Below are 13,966 nucleotides of genomic sequence, written 5' to 3' on the forward strand. Positions count from 1 at the left end.
GCACGTCGGTGCTCCCGATTAGGCTGAGTCCATGCCCCAGACTGTCGCCGCCGCCTTCCCGTGGGCCGATGTGTGGGGGCAGGACGCCGCCGTCGAGACGCTGCGCAACGCGGCATCCGATCCGACTGCTCTGTCGCATGCGTGGCTGATCACCGGGCCTCCGGGCTCGGGGCGCTCCACCCTCGCCCACGCGTTCGCCGCCGCTCTGGTCGCCGACCATCCCGACGACGAGGCGGCGATGCGTCAGGTGCTCGCGGGAACGCACCCCGACGTGACGGCCCTGCGAACCGACAAGGTCATCATCACGATCGCCGAGGCCCGCGCTCTCGTCGAGCGTTCGTATTTCGCGCCGTCTGCCGGCCGCTACCGAGTGATCGTGGTCGAAGATGCCGATCGCATGGTCGAGCGCACCTCCAACGTCCTGTTGAAAGCACTCGAGGAACCGCCCGAGCAGACCGTCTGGATCCTCTGCGCGCCCAGCGAGGCCGATCTGCTGCCCACGATCCGCTCCCGCGTGCGCTCGCTTCGACTGCGCGAGCCCGACGTCGCCGACGTGGCGCGGCTGATCACGCTCCGCACCGGTGTGGGCGAGACCGTGGCCGAACAGGCAGCCCGCCACGCGCAACGTCACATCGGCATGGCTCAGCGCCTGGCGACCGACGACGCGGCCCGCAGGCGTCGTGACGAGACCCTGCGATCGGTGTTGGGAGTCCGCGGCGTCAGCGACGCGGTCGAGGTCGCCGGGCGCATCATCCAGGCGGCCAACGACGATGCCAAGGCGCTCACTGCCGAACGCGATGCGGCCGAGCGTGCGAGCCTGTTGCGCACGGTCGGCATCGCCGAGGGCCAGGCCGTGCCGCCTGCTCTGCGTTCCCAGATCTCCGCGCTCGAAGACGACCAGAAGAAGCGCGCGACCCGCAGCCTGCGGGACGGGATCGACAGGGTGCTGACCGACCTGCAGTCGCTCTTCCGCGACGTGGTCATGCTTCAGTTCGGCCGCGACGGCGAGCTCATCAACCGTGAGCTCCGCGAAGAACTGGCGGCCCTTGCTGCCGCCTGGCCCGAGACCCGTACGCTTGTCGTACTCGACCACCTTGCCGACACCCGCCAGTCGCTGGAGCGCAACGTCGCACCGCTGCTCGCGCTCGAGAGCTTGCTCGTGACTGTCACGAGCGGGAGGACCCCGTGAACACTCGACCGACTTCCCGCATCCGACGCGCTGTGGCGGTGATCGCCGGCCTCGCCGCCGCATCCGTGGCACTTTCCGGCTGCCTGTACGCGATGATCCCCGAGGGGGCCGAACCGAAGCCGTCGGTGACCAACGCGCCGGACACCGAAGGCGTGGCCGAGGATCTGCTGCCCTTCTACGGGCAGACGCTCAGCTGGACCGAGTGCGGCACGGGCTTCGACTGCACCGACGTGACCGCGCCGCTCGACTGGGAGAACCCGGGCGAGGGCGAGATCACGCTGTCGGTCGTGCGCCACCAGGCCGAGGGAACCGCTCAGGGGTCGCTGCTGACGAACCCGGGAGGCCCCGGTGCCAGCGGTGTCGAGCTGGTCCGCGACAGCCTGGACTTCGCGGTCGGAGCCGACCTCATCGCGAACTACGACGTGATCGGGTTCGACCCGCGCGGTGTCGGACAGTCGAGCGCCGTCACCTGCTTCGATGCGGCGGGGATGGACGACTACCTGTACACGATCCCCTCGGCCCCCCGGGGGAGCGCCGAGTGGGAGACCGAGCTGCTTCAGGCGCACAAGGAGTTCGCCGACGCGTGCGAAGCGAACAGCGGCGGCATCCTGCCGTACATCACCACCATCAATGCGGCACGAGACATGGACCTGATCCGTGCGGTGCTTGGCGACAAGCAGTTGAACTACCTCGGCTACTCGTACGGCACCTTCCTCGGAGCGACGTACGCCGACCTCTACCCCGAGAAGGCCGGGCGTCTCGTGCTCGACGGTGCGATCGACCCGGCGGTCTCGGGTCTCGACGTCGGAGCAACTCAGGCGATCGGCTTCGAGTCCGCGCTCCGCGCGTACATGCAGGACTGCCTCGATTCGGGTGAGTGCCCGTTCAACGGCTCGGTCGACGAGGCGATGGCCGACCTCGGCGCACTGCTCGCGAGCGTCGACGCGTCGCCGCTCGAGAACGGCGACGGACGCATGCTGGGCGCCGATGCACTGATGACCGGCATCATCGCGGCGCTGTACTCGGCCGACAGCTGGCCCTACCTGACGCAGGCCTTCGATGAAGCGCTCCAGGGCGACCCGACGACGGCGTTCTTCCTCGCGGACTTCTACAACGGCCGCGAGAACGGCAGCTACCTCGACAACTCGAGCGAAGCGTTCCGCGCCTACAACTGCATGGACTATCCGGTCGAGGACGACCCGGCGGCCGAAGCAGACAGCACGGCGAAGATCGCCGCAGGCGCGCCGACCGTCGCGCCCTACTGGAACGGTCCCGACTCGTGCTCGGTGTGGCCCTACCCGCCCACCGGCACACGCGGCGAGATCGCCGCAGAAGGTGCGGGCCCCATCCTGGTCGTCGGCACGACCAATGACCCGGCCACGCCGTACGAGTGGTCCGAGTCGCTGGCCGACCAGCTCGAAGAGGGCGTGTTGATCACTCGCGTGGGTGAAGGACACACCGGCTACAACAAGGGGAACACGTGCGTCGACAGTGCTGTGGAGGCCTTCCTCCTCGACGACGTCGTGCCCGAGGACGGCCTTCGCTGCGAGTGAGTCGGGCTCGATTCGCGGTGCGGCCCCGGAACGGGTAATATCGATGATCGCGCCGCTTTAGCTCAGTCGGCAGAGCATTTCACTCGTAATGAAAAGGTCGTCAGTTCGATTCTGACAAGCGGCTCCAGCAGGCCCTGTGATGTGAACAACATCACAGGGCCTTTTGGTTTCCCGCGCGATGCGCGTGCACACCTCGTCGTCGCCGCCCCATGCGACCGGCTCGAAGCCACAGCGCGTCCTTCTCGGCGTACGCTCGAGACATGAGCAGAGCGCTTCTGATCGTCGATGTGCAGAACGACTTCACCGAAGGTGGTGCGTTGGCTGTAGCCGGCGGCGATGCCGTCGCATCCGCTGTGTCGGAGTTCCTCGCGGAGCATGCCGGTGACTACGACGTGATCGTCGCGTCGAGGGACTGGCACGACGCCTCGGGTGACAACGGGGGCCACTTCGCCGAAAGCCCCGACTTCGTCGACACGTGGCCGGTGCACTGCGTCGCAGGCACGCCGGGGGCGGAGTACGACCCGCTGCTGGTGACGGATGCCGTCACACACCACGTGCAGAAGGGGCAGGGTGTGCCTGCCTATTCGATGTTCGAGGGAGCGACCGAGACGGGCGACACCGTCGGAGCGATCCTGACGGGCGCGGGCGTACTCACTGCGGATGTCGCAGGGATAGCCACCGACCACTGCGTCCGAGCGTCTGCGCTCGACGCGATCGCGCACGGCGTGCAGGTGCGCATCCTCACCGACCTGATCGCGGGCGTCGCTCCCGCACCGAGTGAGGCTGCACTCGCCGAGCTCGCCCATGCGGGTGCCGTGCTGGTCGAGAGCGGTTCTGCGTGACCCGCAGCGTGCTCCTACTGCGCGCGGTCAACGTCTCCGGGCGCAATCGTGTGCCGATGGCAGAGCTGCGTGCGGCGCTGGCCCCCGTGCTGGGCGAGGTATCGACCTATATCGCGAGCGGGAACATCCTGTGCGAGCATCCGGACGATCCGGCATCCGCATGTGCGGAGGTCCGTGCGCTCATCGCTCACGAGTTCGGCGTCGACACTCCGGTGATCCTGCGGACGCACGACGCCCTCGTGCAGGCTCTGCAGGCGCACCCCTTCAGCGGATCGACGGAGAAGCTGCTGCACGCGATGTTCCTCGAGGCTCCGGCAGCCCCCGGGGCTGTCGAGGTGCTGCAGCAGCGTCTCGTACCGGGGGAGCGGATCGCGCTCGTCGGCGACGACCTGTGGATCGACTACGCCGAGACCGGCGTGCACAGCACGAAGCTCACCAAGGCCGTCCTCGACCGTGCCCTCGGTGTCGCCGGCACCGCGCGCAACCTCCGCACGGTCAGAAAGCTCGCCGAGCTGACGGCATGAGCGTCGGCTCAGCCCGAGGTCTCGCGACTGAGCGCAGCCGGCGGCATCTGAGGGTGAGCCTGCAGATCGACTCTGTGCATCCCGCATCCGCCGCACCGCACGTAGAGGACGACGCCCTCACTGGTCGGATGTCGCGAGTCGACGAGCCAGGAGTGCTCGTGCGCGGGGGCGCTCTGGCGGGGGATCGGAAGAGTGTGCAGTGAGGTCATGCATCCAGCGTGATGTAATGGCCTTATGCATCTCAACCCTTACGGAGAGTATGCGGTGCTGCTGGCCGCATCGCTCGCCGACGACTTTCCTGCCGATCGCGCCGGAATCGAGCAGAGAACGCTCGAGATGGGCATGACGATGACGTTCCCGCCTGCGCCCGACGACCATGAACGCGTCCGTGGAGTCGTCGACGACTGGTTGCGGATCGTCGACGAGCGGGATCCCGCGGCCAGAGCCGAAGTGCTCAATGCGCAGATGGCGAAGGCCGCGGCCTATCCACGCCTCACGAATCACGACGGTGAGGGATGGCACCTGCACTACCGAGACGACGTGCAGTCACTGCCGTACGTGCTCCGGGCGATCTTCGCAGTCGGCACGTCGCTGCACCTCGTCACGCGAGGCATGGATCGCCTCGGACGCTGCGAGGCCTCGCCCTGCACGAACGTCGTCGTGGACGTGACGCGAAACGGCAGACAGCGCTTCTGCTCGGTGCGCTGTGCGAACAGAGCGGCGGTCCGGCGTCACAGGGCGCGCGCAGGCGCCTGACACCGGACCGCCGGATGCGCGGATCAGATCACGCGGTCTGCTCGGCGTGCCGCCCTTCGGCGACCTCTTCGATCAGCTTGGCGTTGAACGCGGGCAGATCGTCGGGGGTGCGGCTCGAGACCAGACCCTCGTCGACCACGACCTCTTCATCGACCCACGTCGCTCCGGCGTTGCGCAGGTCGGTCGCGAGACTCGGGTAGCTCGTGAGGGTGCGTCCGTCGACGACGCCGGCCTCGATCAGGATCCAGGCGCCGTGGCAGATGACGGCCACGGGCTTGTGCTGCTCGAAGAACGAGCGGGCGAGTTCGATCGATGGCTTGTCGAGCCGCAGGTGATCGGCGTTCACCACGCCCCCCGGAAGCACGAGCGCGTCGAACTCGTCGGCCGTCGCGGCATCCGACGTGAGATCTACATGCTGGACGTGACCGTTCTTGCCGGTGATCTGCAGTCCCTCTGGTGCGATGAGCGTGGCGCTCGCGCCCTCGCCCTGCACCGCTTCCCACGGACTGGTCAGCTCGCTGTCCTCGAATCCGTCCGTGGCCAGGAATGCCACTCGGTTGTCGGTGAGAGTCGCCATGATGCGTCCTTTCGTGGAGGTGGAGGTGGTCCCGGTGGGGATGACTCGACACTCTCGCACGCGGCGACCGCCGTGAAGGGGGTGGCCGGATGGACGCTGCGGTGATAACGGTGGGCCCCGTGGGGCTCGAACCCACGACCCGCGGATTAAAAGTCCGATGCTCTGCCAACTGAGCTAGAGGCCCGCCCCTCCAGTCTAGGGCGCAAAGAAGGAGCCGCTGACGACGTATCGCCAGCGGCTCCTTCTCCATCTCACCGTCCTCCCCCTGAGTGGCGAGATGGTGTGTGCCGAGTCCTGCCTCGGCATCCCATGGCTTACTCAGCCGGGGGCATCAGCACCGAGTCGATCAGGTACACGGTGGCGTTGGCGGTCTTGACGCCACCGCAGATGACGTTCGCGTCGTTGACCATCAGCGAGTCGCCGCTGCCGGTGACCTCGAGGTCAGCACCCTGAACGGTGGCGTGCATGCCATCGATGTCCGAGGGAGCGATCTGGCCGGGGACCACGTGGTACGTCAGGATCGAGCTCAGCGTGGCGCTGTCGGTCTTGAGAGCCTCGATGGTGGCGGGGTCGATCTTCGCGAAGGCATCGTCGACAGGTGCGAAGACGGTGAACTCGTCGCCGTTCAGCGTGTCGACGAGGTCGACGTCCGGGTTGAGCTGACCGCTGACTGCGGCGACCAGGGTGGTGAGCAGCGGGTTGTTCGATGCTGCGGTGGCGACCGGGTCAAGAGACATGCCCTCGACCGATCCTGCGCCGTCCGGCACTGCCTCTGCGTATGCGGCGCATCCCGGGCCGACCAGATCCGCGGCCGGGTCCATCGTCTCGGGGGCCGTGGTCTCGGAGGACTCCGGTGCCGTCGACTCTGCCGGCTCGTCCGTGGTTCCGCCCATGGAACATGCGGAGAGCAGGAATGCGCTCGCAAGGCCGAGGGTGATCGCTGCGGTGACCTTCTTCTTGGTGCTGAACATCTCGAGCTCCTTCAGAACTTCGCCACGGCCTCTCCGCGGCGTTGACAGCTGTTCGGAGCCCCTCGGAGATCGGATGGGAGAAAGTGCGAAAGTTTTTCCGGAGTGGTCCGATCCAATCCGTTTCGAGGGCCGCCGCGAACAGCTTTCGACGAACAGCACATAAGAGGACTCGATTCCGTCACTTTCGGGGGGCGGCTGCACGGGAAAGCAATGTGGATGCGGCATGCTGGTAGAGATGGTCATCGATGGGATGGACGTACCCGAAGACGGTACGGCAAAGGATGCTGTCGCTGACCTGCTCGTTCGCATCGGCGACGGTGACCAGCGCGCGTTCGCCGAGCTCTACGACTCGCTCTCCTCCAGGGTCTTCGGCCTCATCCTCCGTGTGCTCGTGAACCGCTCTCAGAGTGAAGAGGTGCTCCAGGAAGTATTTCTGGAGATCTGGCAATCCGCTTCCAAGTTCGCTCCGAACAAGGGACAGGGAAGAACCTGGGTGATGACGATCGCGCACCGTCGTGCGGTCGACCGGGTACGGGCATCCCAGTCCAGCGCGGACAGGGATGTACGGGCCGGGTTCAGGGATATCGGGGTCGCGCACGACAGTGTCGCGGAAACGGTGGAGCTGGGCATCGAAGGCGAGAAGGTCGTTCACGCTCTCTCAGGCCTCCCCGAGGCGCAGCGCGAGGCTCTCGTACTGGCCTACTACGGCGGATACAGTCAAAATGAAGTCGCGGTGCTCGTGGGGGCACCCTTGGGGACGATCAAGACACGGATGCGGGATGGGCTCTCGCGCCTGAGGACAGCTATGGGGGTGACGGCATGAACGAGCAGGAATTCGCGGAACTCGCGGCAGGAGCGGCACTCGATGCGCTGTCGCCCGATGACCAGCAGCGATATCACGCGGCGCTCGCCGCGCACCCCGAATGGCAGCGCATCGCCGATGAGGATGCCGACAGTGCGTCGCTCCTCTCCACCGGGGTGGCTCCGTCGGTTCCCGCGCCCGAGATCCGCGCAGCGCTGCTCGCTCGCATCGCCGTGACCCCGCAGGTCGGCGACGTCATCCACACCGCCTCCGTGCCCGACGCCGTGCCGGAGGAGAACGCGGATGCGGATGCTGCTGCCGCGCAGACCCCGCTCGGTGGGGAATCGACTCCCAAGGCCCCGGTCCGTCGCCTGCGCATCCTCTTCGCGCTCGCCGCGTGCCTCGCACTCCTCGTCGGCGTGGGTGTCGGCGCAGCCGCGATCAACACGTATCTGAACCGCCCAGCGAGCGTCGTCGCCCTGGAGGACATCCAGGCCGCCGGTGACGCGCAGCAGGCCAGCGTCTCGCTCGAGAGCGGCGGCACGGCGACCGCCCACTGGTCTGCGTCGCTCGGCAAGTCCGTGCTCGTGACCGACGGCATCCCGGCGCTCTCCGAAGACGAGACCTATGAACTCTGGTACGTCCGCGGCGACACCCCGGTCTCGGCCGGTGTGTTCGCGGCCGACGGCGGAGACGCGACAGCGGTGCTCGCCGGGGACATGCACGCGGGCGACGTGATCGCCGTGACGGTGGAGCAGGCGGGAGGCTCGCCCTCGGGAGCCCCGACGTCCGACCCCGTCGTCGTGATCCCCACCGCGTGACACCGGGCGCCCGATCCCGGCAACCCGGCCTCGCGCGCCTGACGTCGCGGATGGCGCGTACCCTGGACTGATGCCTGAGCAGTTCTCCCGGCCGGTCCGCCGGCCCACCAGCGCCTTCGACAACATCGTCGGCAGCTATGATCCGGCGGAGGAGACGCGGATCGCGCATGCGACCGCATCCGCTCTGCTGGCCCGTGTGCGTGCGGACGAGAGCGGAGTGAGCGCCGATCGCCTCGTCGCGTTCACCGACGAGCACGGGATCGACGAGATCGCCGAGCTGTGGTCCAAGGCGCCGTCGCGCACTCTTCCCGGCGCGTTGTGGTGCCTGTACATCCTGCAGCTCGCGATCCACGGCGACCCGCACACCGCTGCGCTGCTCTACGAGCGGGGACGCGTGGAGCTCTCCTCGGTGGACACGGTGATCGCGGGAGCCCCGGTGCCCGCCAATCCCGACGAGCTCGTCGCACTCATCGACACGATCCTGCGCGGCGCCTTCCGCGGCGACTTCGCCGTGGCACTCGATCGGGCTGCCGCGTTCTGTCGCGTGCAGGCATCCGGTGCGACTCACACGGCCGACGACTACGAGCCGACCGAGCCCACCCGTGCGAGCGAACTCACCACCAGGGCGCTGCGATTAAGCAGCTACGCGCAGGACCTGTCGGCCTCTGCGGTGCTGTGGCGGACGGACGCACTGTCCTGAGCGGTGCAGGGCGAGCGTGACGCCGTCCGGCGAGATTCGGGCCCCGGACATGAAAAGACCGGGCCGCAAGAACGCCTCTCGGCGGAAGGCCGCTCGCAGCGGCAAAAATTGGAGCCCGGGGTTATGCGGCCCGGCCACTCCATTGTAACAAGATCGCGCGGCGGCTATTCCCGGGAGTCTAGGCTCGGAGCATGACCCGGCGCTTTGCTCTGATGATCGATCCGGCTGCTGCGGACGCGGACCGCTCCGACTTCGCGGACACCTTCACGCTCGTCGACGCGGCGGCTCCCGCGCTGAGCGTGGGGGAGCTGAGCACCCAGCGCGGCGACGGCGTCTTCGAGTCGATCGGCGTCGTCGACGGGCATGCGCAGGAGGTCGTGCCTCATCTCGAGCGGCTTGCGCACTCCGCGCAGCTCTGCGACCTGCCGCTTCCGAATCAAGCCCAGTGGCGTCAAGCGGTCGAGCGGGCGGCCGCCCACTGCGAGCAGGGCGAGTACGTCATCAAACTCATCCTCAGTCGAGGCGTCGAGCACGGTCCGACGCCGACCGCATGGGTCACGGCTGCACCGGCATCCGACTTCTCCGAAGTGCGCGAGCGCGGGATCCGCGTCGTCACGCTCGACCGCGGCTACGACCTCGACGTCGCCGAGAACGCGCCGTGGTTGCTGCTCGGCGCCAAGACCCTCTCGTATGCGGTGAACATGGCGGCGCTGCGCGAAGCGCACCGGCGAGGCGCCGACGACGCGATCTTCCTCTCTCGCGACGGCTTCGTGCTCGAGGCGCCGACCGCCTCGTTGATCCTCCGCATCGGCGGTCGATTCGTCACACCGGCGCCCAACGGCGGCATCCTGCACGGCACGACCCAGCTCAGCGTCTACGAGTACCTCGCGGGCCGCGGTCTCACGGCAGAGTACGGGCAGGTTCCCGCATCCGACCTTCCCCGCGCGGATGCCGCCTGGCTGGTCTCGAGCGTCCGGCTCGCCGCCCCGATCACCGCCGTCGACGGGGTCGACCTGCCCGTAGACCACGCCCTCACCGCCGAGCTGAACCGCTACCTGCTCTCGCCCCGCGACTGACCTTCGTGGCGATCGCCCTTCGGAAACCGCAGGTGGTCTGCGTCCTCAGCGGTGTGGCGCCGGACGACACGCCGGGGTGTCGGCCATCGCTCTGAGAATCCCCTCTCATCGGTCCTCGTCCTGGAGCAGCGCACCGTGGATCGCATCGACAACCGTCTGCCAATCGTGCACGATCATCGCGTAGGTGAAACGCAGGGTCTGATATCCCAGTGCGGCGGCGGCTGCGTCTCGCTGAAGGTCCTTCGCCCTCAGATCCTCGCCGTCGTGGTTCGCGCGTCCATCGGCTTCGATGATCAGGCGCGCCCCGACGACGAAGTCCACCTCTCCCACGCCGGCGATCCACACCTGAGGCCGGGCTTCTATGCCGAGCCGGTACAGCCGGAGACGGAGGAGCGACTCGAGGCCGCTGTCGGCATCCGCTCGTGCGAATGCGACGAGCCACCTCATCGCGACCGGCAGATGCGCCACGAGCCACGTCAGATCCGTGGCTCGAAGCAGCGACTGCCGCAGCGCCGATTCCAATGCTGCGAAGAACGTGTCCTCCGTCGCGCACTGCGAGATCTGCAGAAGTACGTTCCGGACCGGCGGTGGCGCGCCTACGGTGACCTTTCCCTCGTCCCAATGGATGCGGCAGTCCTCGCAGGAGGAGCGCGGTGTTCCGGCCGTGCCCATCCAGACATGGCATTTCGGCGGTGTCTCGAGGATCCAGAGACCATGCAGGAGTCCCGCGGAGCAGCATCCGACCGTGCCGCCGTGCGAGGCTGCGTGGACGATGCCGTCCTGAGCATCAGCGAGCGCGTACACGCCTTGGCGTGGCCGGACCACCTCCCCCGATCTCACGGCCCTGGTGAGTTCGGACTCGGTCACCCCCAGACGTTTCAGTTCAGAGGTGCGGGCCATGCGGCCGATTGTGCGGAGAGCGGAGCCCGCTCGGGTGAACGTCATCCGAAGACGATGGGTGATCGCCGTCGTCACCGACCTGAGAAATCCTGTGTTCTCCCATGTTCTGTGCGCAGCGCATCCGGCCCCCCAGAAGTGCAGGCCCGGTCATAGACGGGAAAACCCAGACTCTCGGTCTCCCGGGCCGCGCGCCGAGGAGTCGACACGCGGCCCGGGACGCGATGGTCTGGGTTTTCCAGGGCAGGAGGGAGGAGCAGTCGCGATGAGCGGATGCTTATCCGAAGCGACCCGAGACGTAGTCCTCGGTGGCCTGCACGGACGGGGTGGTGAACATCGTGCGGGTGTCGTCGTACTCGATGAGCTTGCCGGGCTTGCCGGTGCCTGCGATGTTGAAGAACGCCGTCTTGTCGGAGACACGGCTGGCCTGCTGCATGTTGTGCGTCACGATGACCACCGTGTACTGGGTCTTGATCTCGGCGATGAGCTCCTCGATCGCGAAGGTCGAGATCGGGTCGAGCGCCGAGCACGGCTCGTCCATGAGGATCACGTCGGGTGAGACGGCGATGGCACGCGCGATGCACAGACGCTGCTGCTGTCCGCCCGAGAGGCCGGAGCCGGGGCGGTCGAGGCGGTCCTTGACCTCGTTCCAGAGATTGGCGCCGCGCAGCGACTTCTCGACCAGGGCATCCTGGTCGCTCTTCGCCATGCGCGTGTTGTTCAGCTTGACGCCGGCGAGCACGTTCTCCTTGATCGACATTGTGGGGAACGGGTTCGGGCGCTGGAAGACCATGCCGACCTGGCGGCGAACGAGCACGGGGTCGACGCCTGCGCCGTAGAGGTTCTTGCCGTCGATCAGCACCTCTCCCTCGACGCGGGCGCCGGGGATGACCTCGTGCATGCGGTTGAGGGTTCGCAGGAACGTGGACTTGCCGCAGCCCGACGGGCCGATGAACGCCGTGACGGTGTTGGGCTTGATGTCGATGCTGACGCCTTCGACGGCGAGGAAGTCGCTGTAGTAGACGTTGAGGTCGTTGACTTCGATGCTCTTGGACACGAGAGGGATCCTTTGGTTCAGTCGGGTATGACGGCTCAGCGGCCGTTGATCTTCGGGGCGAACACCTTGGCGATGATGCGTGCCACCAGGTTCAGCACCATCACGATCACGATCAGGGTGAGGGCGGCGGCCCATGCCCGGTCGAGATAGGCATCGACGGGGATGCCGGGGTACTTCGCCTGCATGTACGAGAACACGGGTAGCGTCGCCATCTGCCCGCCGAACATGTTCAGGTTCATGCCCTGGACGACTCCCACGGTGAGCAGCAGCGGCGCGGTCTCGCCGATCACGCGGGAGATGGCCAGCATGATGCTGGTCAGGATGCCGGCGATGGCGGTCGGGAGCACGACCTTGATGATCGTCAGCCACTTCGGCACGCCGAGCGCGTAGGCCGCTTCGCGGAGCTCGTTCGGGACGATGCGCAGCAGCTCCTCGGATCCGCGCACGACGACCGGGATCATCAGCACCGAGAGCGCCAGGGATCCCATGATGCCCATCCGGGTTCCGGGACCGACGATCAACGCGAACACCGAGTAGATGAACAGACCGGCGACGATCGACGGGATGCCTGTCATGACGTCGACGAGGAACGTGATGCCGCGGGCGAGCCTGCGACCCTCGCCGTACTCGACGAGGTAGATCGAGGTCATCAGACCGATCGGCACCGAGATGATCGTCGCGCCGAGGGTGATCAGGAGCGTGCCCCAGATCGCGTGCACGGCGCCGCCGCCCTCGCCCACGATGTTGCGCATCGAGAAGCTGAAGAACTCGCCGTCGAACCGCATGAGGCCGTTGACGACCACGGTGTAGAGCAGCGAGATGAGGGGGAGGAGCGCGACCACGAAGGCGCCGGACACGAGTGCGGTCATGAGCCGGTCGATCGCGTGCCGGCGGCTCTCGACCACAGTGGAGATCACGAAGATGAGCACCATGTAGAACACGAGGCCGACCACGAGCGTGAGCGCGATGTTGAAGTCGGCCGGGTCGCCGCCGGCGTTCATGAACGCGAAGATCGTCGCAGAGATGACGAACGCGACCAGCAGCAGCGCCCACGGCGCCCACTTGGGCAGGTGGCCCGCCGAGGTGGTGTGCACGGGGGCGACGATCGACGAGGGTGCGGGGGCGGGGGAGGGCGTGAGTGTGGCGGTCATGTCAGTTGGCTCCCGAGAACTCGGCGCGGCGCGAGACGATCCAGCGGGCCACGAAGTTGACCGCGAAGGTGACGATGAAGAGGATCAGACCCGCCGCGATGAGCGTGTTGACGCCCTCGTCGTGGGCCTCGGGGAACCGCAGCGCGATGATCGCGGGGATCGTCGTGGGGTTCTCCGGGTTGATCAGGTTGAACGTGATGATGCCGAGAGGCGAGAGCACCAGCGTCACGGCCATGGTCTCACCGAGCGCGCGGCCGAGGCCGAGCATGGCGCCCGAGACCATTCCGCTGCGTGCGAAGGGGAGCACAGCCATCCGCACCATCTCCCAGCGCGTGGCGCCGAGCGCGAGCGCGGCCTCCTCGTGCAGCTTCGGGGTCTGCAGGAACACCTCGCGGCAGATCGCGGTCATGATCGGGAGGATCATCACCGCGAGGACGAGGGATGCTGTGAGGATCGTCTTTCCTGTGCCTGAGGGCGTTCCGCTGAAGATCGGGATCCAGCCGAGGTTCGTGTTGAGCCACTTGTAGAAGGGCACGAGCATCGGTGCGAAGGTGAGGGCGCCCCAGAGACCGAAGACGACCGACGGCACGGCGGCCAGGAGGTCGATGATGTAGCCGAGGAATCCGGCGAGGCGGCGCGGTGCGTAATGCGAGATGAAGAGCGCGATCCCGATCGCGACCGGCGCGGCGATGACGAGCGCGATGAGGCTCGACCACAGCGTTCCGAAGACGAACGGCCAGACCCACGAGAGGAACGACTGTCCTTCGAGGATGTGGTTGTTCGAGGTGTCTGCCGACAGAGCCGGGATCGCCTGCACGATGAGGAAGACGGCGACGGCAGCGAGCGTGACGAGGATGATGATTCCCGCTGCCAGCGCAGTGCCCGAGAAGACGAGGTCACCCCGTCGGCGCAGCTGGGGGCGCGTCCCGGTGGAACGGGTGGTATCGGGACCCGTTGAGGTTGTGGTCATCGGAGCGACTCCAGGCTCTGAGGGACTTTCGGGGTTTTCATGCGGGTGCCCCCGGGTGTCGGTCTTGTCCTACGACCGAC

The 13,966-nt window shown here is 67.2% G+C and carries 16 protein-coding genes and 2 tRNA genes; 10 read left to right on the forward strand and 8 right to left on the reverse strand.

Going from position 1 to position 13,966, the window contains the following annotated elements; genetic code table 11:
* The first annotated feature begins 31 nt into the window (after positions 1–31).
* The 5 genes from ACQ4LY_RS10610 (at position 32) to ACQ4LY_RS10630 (ending at position 4,108) form a co-directional block, all read left to right on the forward strand.
* Positions 32–1,189, forward strand: a complete 1,158-nt coding sequence (locus tag ACQ4LY_RS10610; protein WP_431071274.1) for a DNA polymerase III subunit delta' — start codon at positions 32–34, stop codon at positions 1,187–1,189.
* Positions 1,186–2,742, forward strand: a complete 1,557-nt coding sequence (locus tag ACQ4LY_RS10615; RefSeq protein WP_431071276.1) for an alpha/beta hydrolase — start codon at positions 1,186–1,188, stop codon at positions 2,740–2,742. Before ACQ4LY_RS10610 ends, ACQ4LY_RS10615 begins: the two co-directional genes overlap by 4 nt.
* A 51-nt stretch (positions 2,743–2,793) precedes the next feature.
* Positions 2,794–2,869, forward strand: a tRNA-Thr gene (locus tag ACQ4LY_RS10620).
* Positions 2,870–3,002: 133 nt separating this feature from the next.
* Positions 3,003–3,584, forward strand: a complete 582-nt coding sequence (locus ACQ4LY_RS10625) for an isochorismatase family protein (protein ID WP_431071278.1) — start codon at positions 3,003–3,005, stop codon at positions 3,582–3,584.
* A complete protein-coding gene (locus tag ACQ4LY_RS10630; protein ID WP_431071280.1) occupies positions 3,581–4,108 on the forward strand; it encodes a DUF1697 domain-containing protein in 528 nt (175 codons plus the stop codon). Before ACQ4LY_RS10625 ends, ACQ4LY_RS10630 begins: the two co-directional genes overlap by 4 nt.
* An 8-nt stretch (positions 4,109–4,116) precedes the next feature.
* On the opposite strand, the gene ACQ4LY_RS10635 is transcribed toward ACQ4LY_RS10630, so the two are convergent.
* A complete protein-coding gene (locus tag ACQ4LY_RS10635; protein WP_431071282.1) occupies positions 4,117–4,317 on the reverse strand; it encodes a hypothetical protein in 201 nt (66 codons plus the stop codon).
* A 25-nt stretch (positions 4,318–4,342) separates the two neighbouring features.
* Here ACQ4LY_RS10635 and ACQ4LY_RS10640 point away from each other — a divergent pair, with 25 nt between their 5' ends.
* Positions 4,343–4,864 carry a CGNR zinc finger domain-containing protein gene (locus ACQ4LY_RS10640; RefSeq protein WP_431071283.1) on the forward strand — a complete coding sequence of 174 codons (522 nt, stop codon included), beginning with the start codon at positions 4,343–4,345 and terminating at the stop codon, positions 4,862–4,864.
* Positions 4,865–4,892: 28 nt separating this feature from the next.
* On the opposite strand, the gene ACQ4LY_RS10645 is transcribed toward ACQ4LY_RS10640, so the two are convergent.
* From ACQ4LY_RS10645 to ACQ4LY_RS10655, 3 genes are all read right to left on the reverse strand, one after another.
* Complete coding sequence (locus ACQ4LY_RS10645; protein WP_056312639.1) at positions 4,893–5,441, reverse strand: type 1 glutamine amidotransferase domain-containing protein; 549 nt, start codon at positions 5,439–5,441, stop codon at positions 4,893–4,895.
* A 111-nt stretch (positions 5,442–5,552) separates the two neighbouring features.
* A tRNA-Lys gene (locus tag ACQ4LY_RS10650) sits at positions 5,553–5,625 on the reverse strand.
* A gap of 130 nt (positions 5,626–5,755) precedes the next feature.
* Positions 5,756–6,412, reverse strand: coding sequence for a fasciclin domain-containing protein (locus ACQ4LY_RS10655; RefSeq protein ID WP_431071286.1), 657 nt, complete (start codon positions 6,410–6,412; stop codon positions 5,756–5,758).
* Between the two features lie 223 nt (positions 6,413–6,635).
* Between ACQ4LY_RS10655 and sigK the strand changes: the two genes are divergently transcribed.
* The 4 genes from sigK (at position 6,636) to ACQ4LY_RS10675 (ending at position 9,811) form a co-directional block, all read left to right on the forward strand.
* Positions 6,636–7,235, forward strand: a complete 600-nt coding sequence (gene sigK / locus ACQ4LY_RS10660; RefSeq protein ID WP_200934819.1) for an ECF RNA polymerase sigma factor SigK — start codon at positions 6,636–6,638, stop codon at positions 7,233–7,235.
* Positions 7,232–8,035, forward strand: coding sequence for an anti-sigma factor domain-containing protein (locus ACQ4LY_RS10665; protein ID WP_431071288.1), 804 nt, complete (start codon positions 7,232–7,234; stop codon positions 8,033–8,035). Before sigK ends, ACQ4LY_RS10665 begins: the two co-directional genes overlap by 4 nt.
* Positions 8,036–8,105: 70 nt before the next feature.
* On the forward strand, positions 8,106–8,735 hold the full coding sequence (locus ACQ4LY_RS10670) for a DNA-directed RNA polymerase subunit beta (protein ID WP_431071290.1): 630 nt from the start codon (positions 8,106–8,108) through the stop codon (positions 8,733–8,735).
* A 191-nt stretch (positions 8,736–8,926) separates the two neighbouring features.
* Complete coding sequence (locus ACQ4LY_RS10675; protein ID WP_431071292.1) at positions 8,927–9,811, forward strand: aminodeoxychorismate lyase; 885 nt, start codon at positions 8,927–8,929, stop codon at positions 9,809–9,811.
* A gap of 105 nt (positions 9,812–9,916) precedes the next feature.
* On the opposite strand, the gene ACQ4LY_RS10680 is transcribed toward ACQ4LY_RS10675, so the two are convergent.
* The 4 genes from ACQ4LY_RS10680 to pstC all read right to left on the reverse strand — a co-directional run bounded on the left by ACQ4LY_RS10680 (position 9,917) and on the right by pstC (position 13,886).
* Positions 9,917–10,678 (reverse strand): DUF559 domain-containing protein, encoded by a 762-nt coding sequence (locus ACQ4LY_RS10680; RefSeq protein WP_431071294.1) that lies wholly within the window; start codon positions 10,676–10,678, stop codon positions 9,917–9,919.
* Positions 10,679–10,985: 307 nt separating this feature from the next.
* A complete protein-coding gene (gene pstB, locus ACQ4LY_RS10685; protein WP_056312627.1) occupies positions 10,986–11,765 on the reverse strand; it encodes a phosphate ABC transporter ATP-binding protein PstB in 780 nt (259 codons plus the stop codon).
* Between the two features lie 35 nt (positions 11,766–11,800).
* Entirely contained in the window at positions 11,801–12,916 is a 1,116-nt protein-coding gene (gene pstA / locus ACQ4LY_RS10690) for a phosphate ABC transporter permease PstA (RefSeq protein ID WP_431071297.1), read from the reverse strand.
* A gap of 1 nt (position 12,917) precedes the next feature.
* Positions 12,918–13,886 carry a phosphate ABC transporter permease subunit PstC gene (pstC, locus tag ACQ4LY_RS10695; protein ID WP_056312624.1) on the reverse strand — a complete coding sequence of 323 codons (969 nt, stop codon included), beginning with the start codon at positions 13,884–13,886 and terminating at the stop codon, positions 12,918–12,920.
* Positions 13,887–13,966 lie beyond the last annotated feature (80 nt).

The organism is Microbacterium phyllosphaerae, assembly GCF_050628115.1.
In the GTDB taxonomy this organism is placed as follows: domain Bacteria; phylum Actinomycetota; class Actinomycetes; order Actinomycetales; family Microbacteriaceae; genus Microbacterium; species Microbacterium phyllosphaerae_A.